The organism is Pseudomonas proteolytica (assembly GCF_007858275.1).
GTDB classification, from domain to species: domain Bacteria; phylum Pseudomonadota; class Gammaproteobacteria; order Pseudomonadales; family Pseudomonadaceae; genus Aquipseudomonas; species Aquipseudomonas proteolytica.
In genome coordinates this window covers 61833-80955 of sequence record NZ_VFEV01000019.1, presented here as the reverse complement: position 1 = coordinate 80955, position 19123 = coordinate 61833, and the positions used below count along the sequence as shown (strand labels likewise).

The 19123-nt window shown below is 61.8% G+C and carries 15 protein-coding genes; 14 read left to right on the top strand and 1 reads right to left on the bottom strand.

The window, feature by feature from the left end; genetic code table 11:
• The first annotated feature begins 113 nt into the window (after positions 1 to 113).
• The 10 genes from FIV38_RS15510 (at position 114) to FIV38_RS15465 (ending at position 13084) form a co-directional block, all read left to right on the top strand.
• The gene (locus FIV38_RS15510) at positions 114 to 2333 is read left to right on the top strand and encodes a primosomal protein N' (RefSeq protein ID WP_029296049.1); all 2220 of its coding nucleotides are present in this window, start codon (positions 114 to 116) and stop codon (positions 2331 to 2333) included.
• A 203-nt stretch (positions 2334 to 2536) separates the two neighbouring features.
• Positions 2537 to 4273, top strand: coding sequence for an arginine--tRNA ligase (gene argS / locus FIV38_RS15505; protein ID WP_029296047.1), 1737 nt, complete (start codon positions 2537 to 2539; stop codon positions 4271 to 4273).
• 1 nt (position 4274) lies between these two features.
• Positions 4275 to 4976, top strand: coding sequence for an SPOR domain-containing protein (locus tag FIV38_RS15500; protein WP_029296044.1), 702 nt, complete (start codon positions 4275 to 4277; stop codon positions 4974 to 4976).
• A gap of 255 nt (positions 4977 to 5231) precedes the next feature.
• A complete protein-coding gene (hslV, locus tag FIV38_RS15495; RefSeq protein ID WP_017738857.1) occupies positions 5232 to 5762 on the top strand; it encodes an ATP-dependent protease subunit HslV in 531 nt (176 codons plus the stop codon).
• Between the two features lie 38 nt (positions 5763 to 5800).
• Positions 5801 to 7138 (top strand): ATP-dependent protease ATPase subunit HslU, encoded by a 1338-nt coding sequence (hslU, locus tag FIV38_RS15490; protein ID WP_092232890.1) that lies wholly within the window; start codon positions 5801 to 5803, stop codon positions 7136 to 7138.
• 162 nt (positions 7139 to 7300) lie between these two features.
• Positions 7301 to 7678 (top strand): gamma-butyrobetaine hydroxylase family protein, encoded by a 378-nt coding sequence (locus FIV38_RS15485; protein WP_029296039.1) that lies wholly within the window; start codon positions 7301 to 7303, stop codon positions 7676 to 7678.
• Positions 7679 to 7927: 249 nt separating this feature from the next.
• A complete protein-coding gene (gene phaC, locus FIV38_RS15480; RefSeq protein ID WP_029296037.1) occupies positions 7928 to 9607 on the top strand; it encodes a class II poly(R)-hydroxyalkanoic acid synthase in 1680 nt (559 codons plus the stop codon).
• Between the two features lie 181 nt (positions 9608 to 9788).
• Positions 9789 to 10646 (top strand): poly(3-hydroxyalkanoate) depolymerase, encoded by an 858-nt coding sequence (phaZ, locus tag FIV38_RS15475; RefSeq protein WP_029296035.1) that lies wholly within the window; start codon positions 9789 to 9791, stop codon positions 10644 to 10646.
• 102 nt (positions 10647 to 10748) lie between these two features.
• On the top strand, positions 10749 to 12431 hold the full coding sequence (gene phaC / locus FIV38_RS15470) for a class II poly(R)-hydroxyalkanoic acid synthase (RefSeq protein WP_092232887.1): 1683 nt from the start codon (positions 10749 to 10751) through the stop codon (positions 12429 to 12431).
• 32 nt (positions 12432 to 12463) lie between these two features.
• A complete protein-coding gene (locus tag FIV38_RS15465; RefSeq protein WP_092232884.1) occupies positions 12464 to 13084 on the top strand; it encodes a TetR/AcrR family transcriptional regulator in 621 nt (206 codons plus the stop codon).
• Positions 13085 to 13138: 54 nt separating this feature from the next.
• Here FIV38_RS15465 and FIV38_RS15460 read toward each other — a convergent pair whose 3' ends face one another.
• On the bottom strand, positions 13139 to 13801 hold the full coding sequence (locus tag FIV38_RS15460) for a response regulator transcription factor (protein WP_092237281.1): 663 nt from the start codon (positions 13799 to 13801) through the stop codon (positions 13139 to 13141).
• 350 nt (positions 13802 to 14151) lie between these two features.
• Here FIV38_RS15460 and FIV38_RS15455 point away from each other — a divergent pair, with 350 nt between their 5' ends.
• From FIV38_RS15455 to FIV38_RS15440, 4 genes are all read left to right on the top strand, one after another.
• Positions 14152 to 14730 carry a fimbrial protein gene (locus FIV38_RS15455; RefSeq protein ID WP_092232880.1) on the top strand — a complete coding sequence of 193 codons (579 nt, stop codon included), beginning with the start codon at positions 14152 to 14154 and terminating at the stop codon, positions 14728 to 14730.
• 79 nt (positions 14731 to 14809) lie between these two features.
• On the top strand, positions 14810 to 15598 hold the full coding sequence (locus tag FIV38_RS15450) for a fimbrial biogenesis chaperone (RefSeq protein WP_092232878.1): 789 nt from the start codon (positions 14810 to 14812) through the stop codon (positions 15596 to 15598).
• The gene (locus FIV38_RS15445; RefSeq protein ID WP_235860969.1) at positions 15595 to 16344 is read left to right on the top strand and encodes a fimbrial biogenesis chaperone; all 750 of its coding nucleotides are present in this window, start codon (positions 15595 to 15597) and stop codon (positions 16342 to 16344) included. Before FIV38_RS15450 ends, FIV38_RS15445 begins: the two co-directional genes overlap by 4 nt.
• A 253-nt stretch (positions 16345 to 16597) precedes the next feature.
• Entirely contained in the window at positions 16598 to 19084 is a 2487-nt protein-coding gene (locus FIV38_RS15440; protein ID WP_092232875.1) for a fimbria/pilus outer membrane usher protein, read from the top strand.
• The last annotated feature ends 39 nt before the right edge of the window (positions 19085 to 19123 follow it).

Genomic DNA, 19123 nt, shown 5'->3' with positions numbered 1-19123 from the left:
AACGCGCAAGCGCCGCCATGCCCCCTTTCATCAGAAACTGTGGCAGGACACTCCCCTGCGGGTCTGCTAGGCTCGCGCCCTTCTTCACCGCCTGCCATATGAGAATTTCCCGCGTGCCCGACGCCATTTTGCGCCTCGCCCTGCCCTCGCCCCTGCGCCGCCTGTTCGATTATCGGGCGCCTGCCGGTGTGGTGCGGGCGCAGCTGCAGCCGGGGATGCGCGTGCGCGTGCCGTTCGGCCGGCGGGAGATGATCGGGATCCTGATCGAAGTGGCGGACCACAGCGAAGTGCCAGCAGAAAAGCTCAAGCCGGCCCTGGCCATCCTCGATGCCACGCCACCGCTGCCGGCGTCGCTGTTCAAGCTGTGCCTGTGGACCTCCCAGTATTACCAGCACAGCCTGGGCGACACCTTGAGCTGGGCCTTGCCGGTGTTGTTGCGCCAGGGCGAATTGGCCGAGGCCCGCCAGGAGCGTTTCTGGTCGATGGCCCCCGGCGCGCGCCTGGACGACCCGCGCATCGCCCGCGCCCCGCGCCAGCGTGAAGCCCTGGCCACCCTGGCGCAGCACCCCCACGGCGTTGCCCATCAGTTGCTGAGCAAACTGATGTTGAGCAAGGACAGCCTGGACCTGCTGCTGGCCAAGGACCTGGTGCAAGTGGAAATCCGCCGCCATGCCCCCGGCGAGCGCCATGAGCACTGGCTGGCCCAACCGGAACTGCCGCTGAACCCGGAACAGCGCGCCGCCTTTGAAGCCATCAGCGCTGGCGCCGACAGCTTCCACGCGTTCCTGCTGGCCGGCGTCACCGGCAGCGGCAAGACCGAAGTCTATTTGCAGTTGATCCGCGAAACCCTGGAAGCCGGCAAGCAGGCACTGGTGCTGATCCCCGAGATCAACCTCGGCCCCCAGACCCTGGCGCGCTTCGAGCAGCGCTTCAATGCGCGGATTGCCCTGGTGCACTCGGCCGTCAACGACCGCGAGCGCCTGGAGTCCTGGCTTGCCGCGCGGGACGGCGAGGCCGACATTATTATCGGCACCCGCTCGGCGCTGTTCACGCCGATGAAAAACCCCGGCCTGATCATCATCGACGAAGAACACGACGGCTCCTACAAACAGCAGGAAGGCCTGCGCTACCACGCCCGCGACCTGGCCCTGGTGCGCGCACGCCAGGAAAACATCCCGATTGTGCTGGGCTCGGCGACGCCCTCCCTGGAGAGCCTGCACAACGCCTATACCGGGCGCTACGGCCTGCTGCGCCTCAACGAACGGGCGGGCGGTGCCAAGCAACCGCGTTTCCTGCGCCTGGATGTGAAAAGCCGGCCACTGGACAGCGGTATTTCCGGGCCGATGCAACAAGCCATCGGCCAGACCCTGGCTGCCGGCCAGCAAGTGCTGGTGTTCCTCAATCGCCGGGGCTTTGCGCCGACCCTGCTGTGCCACGACTGCGGCTGGATGTCGGAATGCAACCGTTGCGACGCGCGGATGACCGTACACCAGCGCTCCGGCGAGTTGCGCTGCCACCACTGCGGCCATGTGGAACGGGTGCCACGCCATTGCCCGCAATGCGGCAAAGTCGACCTGCGGCCAGTGGGCGCAGGCACCGAGCGCGCCGAGGAACGCCTGGGGATTCTGTTTCCGGACTTCCCGGTGCTGCGTGTAGACCGCGACAGTACGTCGCGCAAGGACGCGATGAACCAGTTGTTCGCCACCATCCAGAAAGGCCAGCCGTGCATCCTGGTCGGCACGCAGATGCTTGCTAAAGGCCATCACTTCCCGCGCGTGACCCTGGTCTCGATCCTGGATGCCGATGGCGGGTTGTTCTCCGGGGACTTTCGCGCAAGTGAACGCATGGCACAACTGATCGTGCAGGTCGCAGGCCGCGCCGGGCGTGCCGAGGAACCGGGCAAAGTGATCATCCAGACCCACTTGGCCGACCACCCACTGCTGATTCAACTGACAGAACAAGGCTACTTCGCCTTCGCCGAGCAGGCGCTGAGCGAGCGTCGCTCCGCCGGCCTGCCGCCTTTTGCGCACCTCGCACTGTTACGCGCCGAAGCCCATAAGCCGGGGCAGGCCGAAAGTTTCCTGGATGAAGCGTGCAGCGCGGCTGAACGTTTGCTCGGTGAGCTGGGTCTGAGCGGCATCGAGTTGCTGGGCCCTGTGCCAGCACCGATGGAACGGCGCGCCGGGCGTTATCGCGCACAGCTCCTGTTGCAAGCCACCGCCCGCGCACCGCTGCATCGGCTATTAAGTAGCTGGTTGCTTGCGCTGGAGCAAATGCCCAGCGGGCGACAGGTGCGATGGTCGTTGGATGTCGATCCGGTGGATTTGTACTGAGAGATAAATTGCTATCGCAGGCAAGCCAGCTCCCACATTTGAACGGTGAACGCCGTCAAATGTGGCAGCGGGCTGGCCTGCGATAAGGGCCGCAGGTCCGCCAACTGGTCTGAATGGTTGGCAAGCCCGCCCTCGCACCGGATAATGTCCAGTTTTTCCACCTGCGCATCGCGCACCGCCGCTTGCGGTCGAAAGAGAACACCATGAAAGACACAATTCGCCAGTTGATCCAACAAGCCCTCACCCAACTCGTCAACGAAGGTGTGTTGCCTGAAGGCCTGACGCCGGCGATCCAGGTGGAAAACTCTCGAGACAAGACGCACGGTGACTTCGCCAGCAACATCGCAATGATGTTGGCCAAGCCTGCTGGCATGAAACCGCGGGACCTTGCGGAAAAAATCATTGCCGCACTGCCGGCCGACCCACAGGTGAGCAAGGCCGAAATCGCCGGCCCCGGCTTTATCAATATTTTCCAGAACACCCAGGCCCTGGCTTCACGCCTGGACGCCGCCCTGGCCGACGCCAAAATCGGCGTACGCAAGGCCGGCCCGGTACAGCGTGTGGCCATCGACCTGTCGGCCCCCAACCTGGCCAAGGAAATGCACGTTGGCCACCTGCGCTCGACCATCATTGGCGACGGCGTGGCGCGGGTCCTGGAGTTCCTCGGCGATACCGTGATCCGCCAGAACCACGTGGGCGACTGGGGCACGCAATTCGGCATGCTGATGGCGTACCTGCAAGAAAACCCCATCACCAGCAACGAACTGTCGGACCTGGAAAACTTCTACCGCGCCGCCAAGAAGCGCTTCGACGAATCCGAAGAGTTCGCCAACCGTGCCCGTGGCCTGGTGGTCAAGCTGCAGGCCGGCGACCAGGAATGCCTGGAGCTGTGGGCACGCTTCCGCGATATTTCCCTGTCCCACTGCCAGAAAATCTACGAACTGCTGAACGTCAAGCTGACCATGGCCGACGTCATGGGCGAAAGCGCCTACAACGACGACCTGATCAATGTGGTCAACGACCTCAAGGCCAAGGGCTTGCTGGTTGAGAGCAACGGCGCCCAGTGCGTGTTCCTCGACGAATTCAAGACCGCCGACGGCGAGCCGCTGCCAGTGATCATCGTCAAGGCCGATGGCGGTTATCTGTATGCCACCACTGACCTCGCGGCCGTGCGCTACCGCAGCGGCGTGCTCAAGGCCGACCGTGCGCTGTATTTCGTCGACCAGCGCCAGGCCCTGCACTTCCAGCAAGTGTTCGAAGTCGCGCGCCGCGCCGGTTTCGTCACCCACCCGATGCACATGGAACACATGGGCTTCGGCACCATGAACGGCGCCGATGGCCGTCCGTTCAAGACCCGCGACGGCGGCACCGTGAAGCTGATCGACCTGCTGAACGAAGCCCAGGAGCGTGCCTACAACCTGGTGAAGGAAAAGAACCCGGAACTGGCCGATGCCGACCTGCGCAACATCGCCCGGGTGGTGGGGATTGGCGCGGTGAAATACGCCGACCTGTCCAAGCACCGTACCAGCGACTACAGCTTCAACTTCGAGCTGATGCTCAACTTCGAAGGCAACACCGCGCCGTACCTGCTCTATGCCTACACCCGTGTGGCGGGCGTATTCCGCAAGCTGGGCAAGGATTTCAGCGAAGTCGACGGCCAGATCATCCTGCAAGCGCCGCAAGAGCATGACCTGGCCGCCAAGCTGGCGCAGTTCGGCGAAGTACTCAACAGCGTGGGCGAGAAAGGCACGCCGCATATTCTGTGCACCTACCTGTATGAAGTCGCCGGGTTGTTCTCCAGCTTCTACGAGAACTGCCCGATCCTGAGTGCCGACGACGAAACGCAAAAGCAAAGCCGCCTGCGCCTCGCCGCACTGGCTGGACGGACCCTCAAGCAAGGCCTGGAACTGTTGGGCCTGGAAACTCTGGAGCGTATGTAAGTTGGCAGCCAAGAAAAAACCTGCACCCAAGCGCGGCGCCAGCCGCTACCAGGCACCGGCCAAACAACCGATCCCGGGCTGGATGTGGCTGGCCATCGGCCTGTCGGTCGGTGCGTTTATCGTGTTCCTGATGAAACTGGAGCCGGGCCAGGGTGAAGACGTCAAGCGGGTCAAGCAGGAGCAACAGAAGGCCAGCAAGATCGCCGAAGCGAACAAGACACCACCGAGCCCGACCGCGCCTGTGAAGCCGAAATACGACTTCTACACGCTGCTGCCGGAGTCGGAAGTGATCGTGCCGCAAGACGCCGTGCCGGAGAAAACCCTGCCGACACCGCAGGTGCCGACCACCCCGGTAACCCCGGCGGAAGCAGCGAAGATCGACACCGCGCGCGCCCAGGCGGCACTGGCCGGGATTACCCCGCCGCCGGCACCACCGGTCGCCACCACCAAGGCGGCGCCGGTGACCAAGTTCTTCCTGCAGGCGGGCTCGTTCCCCAAGCAGGCGGATGCCGATCGGGTGCGTGCGCAGATCATCCTGCTCGGGCAGACGGTGACGGTGGAGTCCGGGACGGTGAAGGAGGCGACCTGGTATCGCGTGTTGGTCGGGCCGTTCAGCAACCGTGAACAGCTGACCGTGGCGCAGAAACAACTGGCGGGTGCTGGCTTTAGCAACCTGTTGTTACAACAACGCCAGAGCCGCTGATCCACAGTCAACACGAATCAAATGTGGGAGCTGGCTTGCCTGCGATAGCGGTGTATCAGTCAATATTTTCAGTGACTGGTACACCGCTATCGCAGGCAAGCCAGCCCCCACACTGGTTTTATAGTGCGCTCAAGCCTGTGCCAGCCCGCTAGACACCACTCGTCCGCACATCCTTCCTACGGTTGAAATCTCCCCCGCCACCCCCATATGAGTTCCATCAGGGCATTTTCGCCCCGCAGCGTGGAGACTCTCCCCTTGACCACCATCGTTTCAGTTCGTCGCCACGGCAAAGTCGTCATGGGCGGCGACGGCCAGGTTTCCCTTGGCAATACCGTGATGAAAGGCAACGCCAAAAAAGTGCGTCGCCTGTACCACGGCCAGGTCCTTGCCGGTTTTGCAGGGGCCACCGCTGACGCCTTTACCCTGTTCGAACGCTTTGAAGGCCAACTGGAAAAACACCAGGGCCATCTGGTGCGCGCCGCTGTCGAGCTGGCCAAGGAGTGGCGCACCGATCGCTCCCTCAGCCGCCTCGAGGCCATGCTCGCCGTCGCCAACAAAGACGCGTCCCTGATCATCACCGGCAACGGTGACGTGGTTGAGCCCGAGAACGGCCTGATCGCCATGGGTTCCGGCGGCGGCTACGCCCAGGCCGCAGCCAGCGCCTTGCTGAAGAAAACCGACCTGTCGGCCCGGGAAATCGTCGAGACCGCCCTGGGTATCGCCGGCGATATCTGCGTGTTCACCAACCACAACCTGACCATTGAGGAGCAGGACCTCGCGGAATAAGCCGTCGGCTTTTTCCTGCTTGAGGACCACACACCACTATGTCCATGACTCCCCGCGAAATCGTCCATGAACTCAATCGCCATATCATCGGCCAGGACGATGCCAAGCGCGCCGTTGCCATCGCCCTGCGTAACCGCTGGCGCCGGATGCAACTGCCCGAAGAATTGCGCGTTGAAGTAACGCCCAAGAACATCCTGATGATCGGCCCGACCGGTGTCGGCAAGACCGAGATCGCCCGTCGCCTGGCCAAGCTGGCCAACGCGCCGTTCATCAAGGTCGAAGCCACCAAGTTCACCGAAGTTGGCTATGTGGGCCGTGACGTCGAGTCGATCATCCGTGATCTGGCCGACGCCGCCCTGAAGCTGCTGCGCGAACAGGAAATGACCAAGGTCAGCCATCGCGCTGAAGACGCTGCCGAAGAGCGCATCCTCGATGCCCTGCTGCCACCGGCACGTACCGGTTTCAATGAAGACGCCGCTCCCGCCTCGGATTCCAACACGCGCCAGCTGTTCCGCAAGCGCTTGCGTGAAGGCCAGTTGGACGACAAGGAAATCGAGATCGAAGTCGCCGAACACGCTGGCGTCGACATCTCCGCTCCGCCTGGCATGGAAGAAATGACCAGCCAGTTGCAGAACCTGTTTGCCAATATGGGCAAGGGCAAGAAGAAAAACCGCAAGCTCAAGGTCAAGGACGCCCTCAAGCTGGTGCGCGACGAAGAAGCCGGGCGCCTGGTCAACGAGGAAGAACTCAAGGCCAAGGCCCTGGAAGCCGTCGAGCAGCACGGTATCGTGTTTATCGACGAGATCGACAAGGTGGCCAAGCGCGGTAACTCCGGGGGCGTCGATGTGTCCCGCGAAGGCGTACAGCGCGACCTGTTGCCGCTGATCGAAGGCTGCACGGTTAATACCAAGCTGGGCATGGTCAAGACTGACCACATCCTGTTTATCGCGTCCGGTGCGTTCCACCTGAGCAAGCCAAGCGACCTGGTGCCGGAGCTGCAAGGCCGCCTGCCGATTCGCGTGGAACTCAAGGCGCTGACCCCTGGCGATTTCGAGCGCATTCTCAGCGAACCGCACGCCTCGCTCACCGAGCAATACCGCGAGCTGCTGAAGACCGAAGGCCTGGGCATCGAGTTCCTGCCGGACGGTATCAAGCGCCTGGCGGAGATTGCCTGGCAGGTCAACGAGAAGACCGAGAACATTGGCGCCCGTCGCCTGCATACCTTGCTTGAGCGCTTGCTGGAGGAAGTTTCCTTCAGCGCCGGCGACATGGCGGGCGCGCAGAATGGCGTGGCGATCAAGATCGACGCCGACTACGTCAACAGCCACCTGGGCGAATTGGCGCTGAACGAAGACCTGTCTCGTTATATCCTGTAAGCCTCACACAGGAACCGCTCTGCTTTAATGTGGGAGCGGGCTTGCTCGCGAATGCGGTGGGTCAGTTTATGCAACTGTGACTGACCCACCGCATTCGCGAGCAAGCCCGCTCCCACATTTTAAAGCCGGTTCCTTCAGGATCATCCATGAGCGGTTCCCCCAATGTCTAAAATGCCCACCGCCATCAACCTGCACAAAGCCTCCAAGACCCTGTCGCTGACCTACGGGCCGGACGAGGTCTATCACCTGAGTGCCGAACTGCTGCGGGTGCACTCGCCTTCCGCCGAGGTCCAGGGCCACGGCAATCCGATCCTGCAATTTGGCAAGCTCAATGTCGGCCTGACCAAGATCGAACCTGCCGGGCAGTACGCACTGAAATTGACCTTCGATGACGGTCATGACAGCGGACTGTTCACCTGGGACTACCTCTACCAACTCGCCGTACGTCAGGACGCGTTGTGGGCCGATTATCTTGCCGAGCTCAAGGCGGCCGGAAAAACCCGCGACCCGAGCCAGTCCGTCGTCAAGCTGATGCTCTAACTCAGGCTTCTTGCTCATTAGTGGGCATTTTCTAATTTCATCTGCTTGAATGCCCTGTCGTGTGGCCAACGATTGGCCCGCTTGCGCATTAAATAAAACTCGGGTAACCAATGGAATTGGCAAGTTCCCTGCATTTGACGATGTGGTATCAACGGTCACCCGAGCAGCAGTACCAGGCTTGTGTTGTGCCTCGATAGTTAGGGCACAGCGGTACCCGGTACTCGTCTTTCGGACAATGGAGCGTCGTAGATGAGTAATAAGAATAACGATGACTTGAAACGCCAGGCCTCGGAAAACACCCTGGGGCTGAACCCGATCATCGCGTTACGCAAAAAGGATTTATTGGCCTCTGCGCGGATGGTGCTGACCCAGGCCATCAAGCAACCGTTACACAGCGTCAAGCACGTCGCCCACTTTGGCGTGGAATTGAAGAACGTGGTGTTCGGCAAGTCCGAGCTTGCCCCAGAAAGCGATGACCGTCGCTTCAACGACCCCGCCTGGAGCCAGAACCCGCTCTACAAGCGCTACCTGCAAACCTATCTGGCGTGGCGCAAGGAATTGCACGACTGGATCGGCGACAGCAACCTGTCGGAACAGGACATCAGCCGCGGGCACTTCGTCATCAACCTGATGACCGAGGCCATGGCGCCAACCAACAGTGCCGCCAACCCGGCCGCCGTCAAACGCTTCTTTGAAACCGGTGGCAAGAGCCTGCTCGATGGCCTCTCGCACCTGGCCAAGGACCTGGTCCATAACGGCGGCATGCCGAGCCAGGTGAACATGGGCGCCTTTGAAGTGGGCAAGAGCCTGGGCACCAGTGAAGGCGCGGTGGTGTTTCGCAATGACGTGCTGGAGTTGATCCAGTACAAACCGATCACCGAGCAGGTGCACGAACGGCCACTGCTGGTGGTGCCGCCGCAGATCAACAAGTTTTATGTATTCGACCTGAGTCCGGACAAGAGCCTGGCGCGCTTTTGCCTGCGCAATAACCAGCAGACCTTTATTGTCAGTTGGCGCAACCCCACCAAGGCCCAGCGCGAATGGGGCCTGTCGACCTACATCGAGGCGCTCAAAGAGGCGGTCGATGTGGTGACCGCGATTACCGGCAGCAAAGACATCAACATGCTCGGCGCCTGCTCGGGTGGCATCACTTGCACCGCGCTGCTGGGCCACTATGCGGCGCTGGGCGAGAAGAAGGTCAACGCCCTGACCTTGCTGGTGAGCGTGCTGGACACCACCCTTGACACCCAGGTGGCCCTGTTCGTCGACGAGCAGACCCTGGAATCAGCCAAGCGCCACTCCTACCAGGCCGGCGTCCTGGAAGGCCGGGACATGGCCAAGGTCTTCGCCTGGATGCGCCCCAATGACCTGATCTGGAATTACTGGGTCAACAACTACCTGCTGGGCAATGAGCCACCGGTGTTCGACATCCTGTTCTGGAACAACGACACCACGCGCCTGCCCGCAGCCTTCCATGGCGACCTGATCGAGCTGTTCAAGAACAACCCGCTGATACGGGCCAATGCCCTGGAAGTGTGCGGTACACCAATCGATCTCAAGCAGGTGACGGCCGACATCTACTCGCTGGCGGGCACCAACGACCACATCACACCGTGGCAGTCCTGCTACAAGTCGGCGCAATTGTTTGGCGGCAAGGTCGAGTTCGTATTGTCCAGCAGCGGGCATATCCAGAGCATCCTCAACCCGCCCGGCAACCCGAAGGCGCGCTACCAGACCAGCGAGAGCATGGGCGAGAAGGCCTTGGACTGGCAGGAAAACGCCACCAAACATACCGACTCATGGTGGCTGCACTGGCAGGGCTGGATAGGGGAACGCTCGGGCAAGCTAAAGAAAGCACCTACGAGTTTGGGTAACAAGACCTACGCAGCGGCAGAGGCTGCACCCGGCACATACGTTCACGAGCGCTAAGGCAAACACTTTTGCGCGATTGAAATGGGATCAATCAGGGTGGGAGCGGGCTTGCCCGCGATGCAGGCAACACGGTGTCTCTGTCAGGCCGAGTTGATGCCATCGCGGGCAAGCCCGCTCCCACACAAGCCCGCTCCTACATGGGCCGCATTCCAGTAGTAACACTTCACAGGGTTTGAGCATGCCGCAACCGTTCATCTTCCGTACCATCGACCTGGATGGCCAGACCATCCGCACGGCGGTACGACCGGGCAAGTCTCACTTGACGCCACTGCTGATTTTCAACGGCATCGGCGCCAACCTTGAGCTGGTGTTTCCGTTCGTCCAGGCCCTGGATCCGGACCTGGAAGTGATTGCCTTCGATGTACCGGGGGTCGGCGGCTCGTCGACACCCAGCCGCCCCTATCGCTTTCCCGGCCTGGCCAAGCTCACCGCGCGCATGCTCGATTACCTGGACTACGGCCAGGTCAATGCCGTTGGGGTTTCCTGGGGCGGCGCCCTGGCGCAGCAGTTTGCCTATGACTACCCGGAACGCTGCAAGAAACTGATCCTGGCCGCCACCGCCGCCGGCGCCTTCATGGTGCCGGGCAAGCCAAAAGTGCTGTGGCTGATGGCCAGCCCCCGGCGCTACATCCAACCGTCCCACGTGGTGCGCATCGCGCCAATGATTTATGGCGGCTCGTTCCGCCGGGATTCAAAGCTGGCCGCCGAGCACGCGAGCAAAGTGCGCTCGGCGGGCAAGCTGGGCTACTACTGGCAACTGTTCGCAGGCCTGGGCTGGACCAGCATTCACTGGCTGCACAAGATCAAGCAGCCGACCCTGGTGCTGGCCGGCGACGACGACCCGCTGATCCCGCTGGTCAATATGCGCATGCTGGCCTGGCGCATTCCCAATGCGCAGTTGCACATCATCGACGACGGCCACCTGTTTCTGATTACCCGGGCCGAAGCGGTGGCACCGATCATCATGAAGTTTCTCCAGGAAGAACGCTTGCGTGCGGTGATCCATCCGCAGCCGGCGCCCTACAGCAATACCTGAGCAGTAGCGGGTCAGGACGACCCTTACGCGCAACTTGGCCAGAACCGACTATGGTTCTGAACTGGCGTGCTTGTTGGCGAATTGACGAAGGAGTGTTGACCCATGCGTGACAGACCCGTAAATGTCCCGGCCCCCACACCCGCCGCGTTCATCAATGCACAAAGTGCAATCACCGGCCTGCGCGGCCGGGATCTGCTGTCGACCCTGCGCAGTGTCGCGGCCCATGGCTTGCGCAACCCGTTGCACAGCGCCCGCCATGCCCTGGCGCTGGGTGGGCAACTGGGTCGGGTGCTATTGGGTGAAACCGTACATGAGCCCAACCCCCACGACAGCCGCTTTGCCGACCCCACCTGGAAACTCAACCCCCTGTACCGGGGCAGCCTGCAAGCCTATTTGAGCTGGCAGAAACAGACCCGGCACTGGATCGACGACAGCCACTTGAGTGACGACGATCGCGCGCGTGCACACTTTGTCTTCTCGTTGCTCAACGATGCGGTGTCGCCGTCCAATACCCTGCTCAACCCGCTGGCGATCAAGGAGTTGCTCAACTCCGGTGGCAACAGCGTGGTACGCGGCATGGGCAATCTGTTCGATGACGTGCTGCACAACAACGGCCTGCCGCGCCAAGTCAGCAAGCAGGCGTTTGAGGTGGGCAAGACAGTCGCCACCACGCCAGGCTCGGTGGTGTTTCGCAATGAACTGCTGGAGTTGATCCAGTACAAGCCCATGAGCGAAAAACAGTACGCCAAGCCGCTGCTGGTGGTGCCGCCGCAAATCAACAAGTACTACATTTTCGATTTGAGCCCGGCCAACAGCTTCGTGCAATACGCCCTGAAGAACGGCCTGCAGGTGTTTATGGTCAGTTGGCGCAACCCGGATGTGCGCCATCGCGAATGGGGCCTGTCCACTTATGTGGCGGCGCTGGAAGAGGCGCTGAATATCTGCCGGGCAATCAGCGGCGCCCGTGAAGTGAACCTGATGGGCGCCTGCGCCGGTGGCCTGACCATCGCGGCCCTGCAAGGCCACCTGCAGGCCAAGCGCCAACAACGCCGGGTCGCCAGCGCCACCTACCTGGTCAGCCTGCTGGACAGCCAGATCGACAGCCCCGCCATGCTGTTTGCCGACGAACAGACCCTGGAGGCAGCCAAGCGCCGCTCCTACCAACAAGGGGTGCTGGATGGCCGCGACATGGCCAAGGTCTTCGCCTGGATGCGCCCCAACGACCTGATCTGGAACTACTGGATCAACAACTACCTGCTGGGCAAGGAACCACCGGCGTTCGACATCCTGTACTGGAACAACGACAACACCCGCTTGCCGGCAGCCTTGCACGGCGATCTGCTGGACTTCTTCAAGCACAACCCGCTGAGCCATCCCGGTGGCCTGGAAGTGTGTGGTACGCCCATCGATTTGCAGAAAGTCACGGTCGACAGCTTCAGCGTGGCCGGGATCAACGATCACATCACGCCGTGGGACGCAGTCTACCGCTCGACCTTGCTGCTGGGCGGTGAAAAACGCTTCGTGCTCTCCAACAGCGGGCACATCCAGAGCATCCTCAACCCCCCGGGCAACCCCAAGGCCAACTTTGTCGAAAACCTCAAGCTGAGCAGCGACCCGCGCGCCTGGTACTACGACGCCAGCCATATCGAGGGCAGTTGGTGGCCGCAGTGGCTTGAGTGGATCCAGCAACGCTCCGGAGTGCAGCGCGAGACCCTGACGGCCCTGGGCAACCAGAACTACCCACCGATGGAGGCGGCGCCCGGCACCTATGTGCGGGTTCGCTGACACCCTGGCCCCTTGAACACTAAGAAGACTGGATGAAAACCCGCGACCGTATCCTTGAATGTGCCCTGCAGTTGTTCAACCAAAAGGGCGAGCCGAATGTTTCAACCATGGAAGTGGCCAATGAAATGGGGATCAGCCCCGGCAACCTCTATTACCACTTCCATGGCAAGGAACCCCTGGTCATCGGGCTGTTCGAGCGCTTCCAGGGCGAACTGGCCCCACTGCTCGACCCACCGGCGCAAGTGCAGTTGGCGCCGGAGGATTACTGGTTGTTCCTGCACTTGATCGTCGAACGCATGGCGCACTATCGGTTCCTGTTCCAGGACCTGTCGAACCTCGCCGGGCGCTTGCCGAAGCTGGCCAAGGGCATTCGCAACCTGCTGACCGCACTCAAGCGCACCCTGGCTTCACTGTTGGCGCGGCTCAAGACCGAAGGCCAGTTGGTCAGCGAAACCCAGGCCCTGGGCCAACTGGTGGAGCAGATCACCATGACCCTGCTGTTTTCCCTGGATTACCAGCGGATTCTTGATCGCGAGGCTGAGGTGCGAGTCGTGGTCTATCAAGTGATGATGCTGGTGGCCCCGCACCTGTTGATGCCCGCACGCTTGGCGACCGAGCGTTTCGCCCTGCGTTACCTGGATGACCCGGTTTGACGGTCAAGGCCGAACCCCGCCTGTGGAAGGGGCCAGGTTCAGCCTCCCGTCAGGTTATCCCGACTTCCTGAACTGGTGCGTGAACTTGAACAGTTCACTGTCGCTGCTGATTCCCAACTTTCGATAAGCCGATTGTTTTTGTGTGCTGATCGTACTTGCACTACGCGAGAACTTTGCCGCAATTGAGTTCACCGACATACCATCCAAAAAACACCGCAGTACTTCTTGCTCCTTGGGTGAGAGACAAGCGTTCAATTGCAACGGCGTTGCAAAGTCCATTTTCGACTTCATGCTCGCGACCTCAAGCACCGATTGCATGCCCTGCAGGGCTGGCACCATACAAGGTTGCAGGTATATGCGGCCCTGGGCGACGGTGCGAATCGCCGTAATCAACTCCGTCAAGTTCTGGGTTTTACCCAGAATCCCCCAACATCCCGCTTTCAATGACAGTGAAACCGTGGCCGGCGTGTAGTGCGAACAGACAATCAACGGCCGGCACTGCCTGAAACGCCTGTTCAGCGCCTGGATCAGGCTGATGCCATCGCTGTCCGAGGGGGCCAGGATAAAGTCCATGACCACCACATCCACCGGGCGCCGGGCCAGCGCTTCCAACAACTCCCGCCCCGTTCCGAATGATCCGACCACGTCCAGATCGGTCTCTTTGCGCAAGCCCAGCTCGATGCCCTGGCGGACCATTGCGTGGTCGTCCAGCAGCATGACGGTATAAGGGGTGGCAATTGAAGTAGGCATAAATAGCCTCGCTTAAATGAATGCAGCAGCACATACCTGATCTGTTACTGCAAGCACGGTATACCCGGCCACACACTAGGATCAATACAACACAGCAATAAGTTAGATGCCTACAGCAATTACCTACAGACCATTCTTAGTACTACAGAAAATTCTGGAATTTATTAATTTTGTTTTCGAACAATTACGAGACAAAACTCGCTACTTCTCTATAGATGCAACGCGCGCAAACAGACAAATTAGGGCTCCCCGCCATTTAAGCACCCAGCGTTTGAAACACTGGCGGGCCACCCCGATGACTCACGACTGGAAACACGATGAAAGGCAACACTGTATCCACGCTTACAGCCGCGCTGGCCTTGGCCGCCGCAGTTTCACAAGCCGCCCACGCAGCAGATGGCGTTATCAACTTCAGCGGTCTGGTGACCGATGTCACCTGCACGATCGAGGGCGCAGCACCGGGCTCTGGGGCAGTGGTCAAGGACATCAACCTGGGGGGCGTGTCGGCTGCGCGCCTGGCCGTCGCAGGCAATCGCGCCAACCTCACGGGCTTCACCATCCGTATTGGCGCCCCCGGCGAAGGCAGTTGCACCAACGGGCGCACCGCCATGGTGGCCTTTGACCCGACCAGCCCGGCCATTGATGTGGCAACCGGGCGCTTGAACATCGACGGTTACGATAATCCGTCCGACAGCAGCAACGCCAAGAACGTACAGATCGAAGTCACCAACCGCGATGGCACGCCGATCAATCTTTACAGCGAGAAATCCACCGGTGTGGTGATCGCCGACAACCAGGCACTGATCCCCCTGGCTGCGCAAATGTACGCCAGCGCGCCTGCCACCGAAGGCAAGGTCAAGACCCGTGTCGGCTTTTTGATCGAGTACGCCGAGTAAGGGCGCAACCAGCCTTGCCAGTGTCGACCTGCGTGAATCGCGCAGGTCGGTACTGCCTGATGCGAAGAGATTTCAGACAATGAAAACAACAAACTGCCGGGTGCTGCTCGCCTGTGCCTGCTGCTTGTTATTGCTACTGCCCCCGCCATCCCATGCCGGGGTGATTGTTCACGGCACACGGGTGATCTACCCCGCGCAACAGCAGGAGGTGGTGGTGCGCCTGGAGAACAAAGGGACACGTCCCGCGCTGGTGCAAGCCTGGCTGGACGCCGGTGATCGGCATTCGCCCCCCGCGGCGGCGAAAACCCCGTTCACCCTGTCGCCACCGATCTTGCGCATCGAGCCCCACCAGCAACAGGCGATACGCCTGCGGTACACCGGCGAGCCGATAGCCGAGGACCGCGAAAGCCTGTTCTGGCTCAACGTGCTGGAAGTGCCGCCGCTTGCCACCGACGCGATGCAAAAGAACCAGATTGAATTGTCATTCCGCACCCGCTTGCGCGTCTTTCTGCGCCCACAAGCCCTGCCTTACCCGGTCGACAGCGCGCCGGCAAAACTGCAATGGCAACTGCTGGCCCACGAACAAGGCCTGGCCCTGCAAGCCAGCAACCCGACGCCGTACCATATTTCGCTTGCCTCGATCGAGTTGTTGAGCGATGGCCAACGCTTCAGTAAAGCGCCGAACAAAGCCGCCGATGACAGCCTGCTGCTACCGGGTGGAGGCGTGAAGGTGTTTGCACTCCCCCTGCTACGCCAGCGCCCCCACGGCGAGGCCAAAGTGGAGTTCACCACGGTCAGCGATTTTGGCGCCCGCGTACGCCATTCCGTTGACCTTGGCCCTACGCCCGCCAAGCGAGTCACGCCATGAGTGCCACCACCCGCTTCATGACGTTGACCGTTGCGCTGTTGAGCAGCGCCGCCGTGCAAGCGAGCGTTATCGTCAACAGCACCCGCATTGTCTATCCACAGAACGACAACGAAGTGACCGTCCGGCTGGAGAGCAAGAACCAGGCTCCGGTGCTGGTCCAGGCGTGGCTGGACAGCGGCGATGAACAATCCACCCCGGACGTGGCCACTGCACCTTTTGTGGTCATCCCGCCGATTTTTCGCATGGAGCCTGGCAAGCAACAGGTTGTGCGTCTGGCTTATACCGGCCAGAACCTGCCCTCGGCCCAGGAAGGCCTGTTCTGGTTCAACCTGCTGGAGGTGCCCTCACAGCGCCAGGGCGCTGCACAGAGCAATCAGTTTCAGCTGGCTTTCCGCTCGCGCATCAAGCTGTTCCTGCGCCCGGCCAACCTGCCCTACGGAGTCGAGGCCGCGCCCGGCAAGCTGCAGTGGCAGCGCGTGGCCACCGAGCAGGGCCAGGCTTTGGACGTGTTCAATCCAAGCCCTTACCACGTGACCTTCGAACAGATCCGCGTGCGGGTGGCAGAGCAGCAGCACGTGCGCGAACCCGCGGCCTCGGGTGCTGAAAACATGGTGATACCCGGTGGCCGCCAGCGCTTCGCCTTACCTCGGCTCACCGCGCCTTTGAACAGCTGCGCGACTGTGGCGTTTGAGACACTGGATGATTTCGGGGCAAAGGTGCGGCACACCACCGAGGTCTGTCCATGATGGGCCAATGACGGCATCGGTAATGGGAGCTGTGGCGGGCTTTGTTGGGGCTGCTTCGCAGCCCAGCGCGGGCGATGCGGCGTTCCGACAAGCCCGCTCGCCACAGTAAGCCCGCTGGCCACAGCAGGCGCCGCGCGATATGGGGCGGCGCGGATTAATTCTTCAACACATGCCTTCGCTGAATGCCCACTGCCCGGGGTAGGGACGCCCTATGCCGGGATTTGGACAGCACTTGCCTTTGAGAATCGTAGATATGAGTTTCAACACCCTGGTGCCTAGCCTGCTGCTGAGCGGCGCCTATGCCATGGGCGCCCACAGTGCCGAACACGTCGAGTTCAACCCGGCCTTCTTCGCCGGTGCAGCAGCGGGTTTGCAGGTCGATATTGCCAAGTTCAACCAGGGTAACGTGGTGCTGCCCGGCAGTTACCGCACCGAGGTACACCTCAACGGGCAGTGGATCGGACGCGAAACCTTGACCTTCGTCGCACTCGACGGCCAGCGTAGCGCCCAGGTGTGCCTGGAGCGTGATGCGCTGCAGCGGTTTGGTATCGACCTGGGCAACGCCGCATTTGCCCCCTGCGCCGATATCGCCACTTATCTGCCTGGCGCCAGCGGCCAATTTGACCCAGGCGAAAACCGCCTGGACCTGCAGGTGCCACAGGTTTACCTGGCTCGCCAGGCGCGGGGCTACATCGACCCACGGCACTGGGACAGCGGCATCGATGCCGCCTTTGTGCGCTACAACGCCAATACCTTCAGCACCCAGGCCGGCGGGCGCTCACGGGGCTCGATGTACCTGGGCCTCAACACCGGGCTCAATCTGGGTGATTGGCACTGGCGTCACGACGCCAGTTACAGCCACTCCAACAATGCCAGCGGCTATCAAAGCAACGCCACCTATGTGCAGCGCGAGCTGAGCGCGTGGCAATCACAGTTGATGGTGGGCGAAATCTACACACCGGGCGAGCTGTTCGACAGCGTGCGCCTGCGCGGTGCCAGTGTGTCGAGTGATGACCGCATGCTGCCGGACTCCCTGACCGGTTTTGCGCCCGTGGTGCGCGGCGTCGCCGAGACCAACGCCCGCGTCAGCGTGCGCCAGCGCGGCGTGTTGTTGGACGAAGTCTCCGTCGCGCCTGGCCCCTTTGTGCTCAAGGACTTTTCCCCGACCGGTTATGGCGGAGACCTGAGCGTGACGATCACCGAAGCCGACGGGCGCCAGCGCGCGTTCATCGTGCCGTTCGCCGCCAATGCCAACCTGCTGCGTCCCGGCTATCACCGCCACTCGTTGAGTGTCGGTCAACTTGATGAAATCGGCCTGCGGCATCCGCCCAGCCTGGTGCAGGCCACTTATCAGCATGGCCTGAACAATCTGCTGACCGGCTACACCGGCGCCATGATGGGTGACGACTACCAATCGCAGTTGCTGGGCACGGCATTCAATACGCCATGGGGTGCGCTGTCTGTCGACCTGACCCATTCAAATGCCCATCTGCCGGGTCACGGCTCCCGTGACGGGCAGAGCGTACAACTGCGCTACAGCAAGAACTTCGCAGACACCGGCACCCACTTTGCCCTTGGCGCTTACCGTTACTCCACCACCGGTTTCCTGAGCCTGGGCGACGCTGCGCGCATTCGCGACCTCGCCATCGACGGGCTGAACCTGGACGACGTGACCCGCCTGCGCGCCCGCACGGACCTGAGCCTGAGCCAGGGCGTGGGCAGCGGTTCGGTGTACCTGACAGGTTCTGCACAAAACTACTGGAACCGCGCGCAGGGCAACCTGACGTTCACGGCGGGGTACAGCAGCACCTGGAAAGGCCTTCACTACACCGTCAGCGCCCAACGCAGCCGTGACGTGCTCAGTGAAAGGGTCACTCAGCAAGTAGACGTCACCTTGAGCCTGCCACTGGGCAGCGGCGCCCGCTCGCCAACCTTGACTACCACGGCCTACCGCGGCGACCAAGGCAGCGGTGAGCGGATCAGCCTGGGCGGCAGCCTGGGCGAACACAGTCAACTGAGCTACAGCGTCAGCCGCAGCCGGGCCCAGGGCAGCGGCAGCACCACCAGCGCCGACGCGAAATACCAGACAAACCATGGCGTGCTGTCTGCCGGTTATGGCCAGAGCGACGCCTACCGTTCGACCTCCCTGGGCATGACCGGGGGCATTGTCGCCCACTCGGGCGGGGTGATTTTTGCCCCCGAACTGGGCGATACCCTGGGCATCGTCCAAGCCCCCGACGCCCAGGGCGCGCAAATCAATGGTCACCACCGTTCGCAAGTCACCGACGGCGGCTTTGCCGTGGTGCCCCACCTGACGCCCTACCGCCAGAACATCGTCGAACTGGACCCCAAGGACCTGCCCGTCGATGTCGAGCTCAAGACGGCCTCGCAGAATGTGGCGCCCCGCGCCGGTTCGGTGGTCAAGCTGCAATTCGGCACGATCAGCGGTCAGGCCTTATTGATCACGGCACCGCGCCAGGACCGCAGCCCGCTGCCGTTCGGTGCCGATGTGTTCGACGAGGACGGTGCCAGCGTCGGAGTTGTCGGCCAGGGCGGCAAAGCGTTTGTCCGCGTGGCCCGCCCGTTGGGCCAATTGACCGTCAGGTGGGGCGCCGACGCCAGCACCGCGTGCCAGTTGCACTACGACGTGAACGCCCAGGCGCAGGCGGCTGGCACCCAGCGGCTGCGTCATCTGCACGCAGGCACCTGCCGGGGCGATGCAGCCAACGCCGCGTTGTAGACAGCCACGCACACGCCCTATTTCCCAGCGCAGGACTGA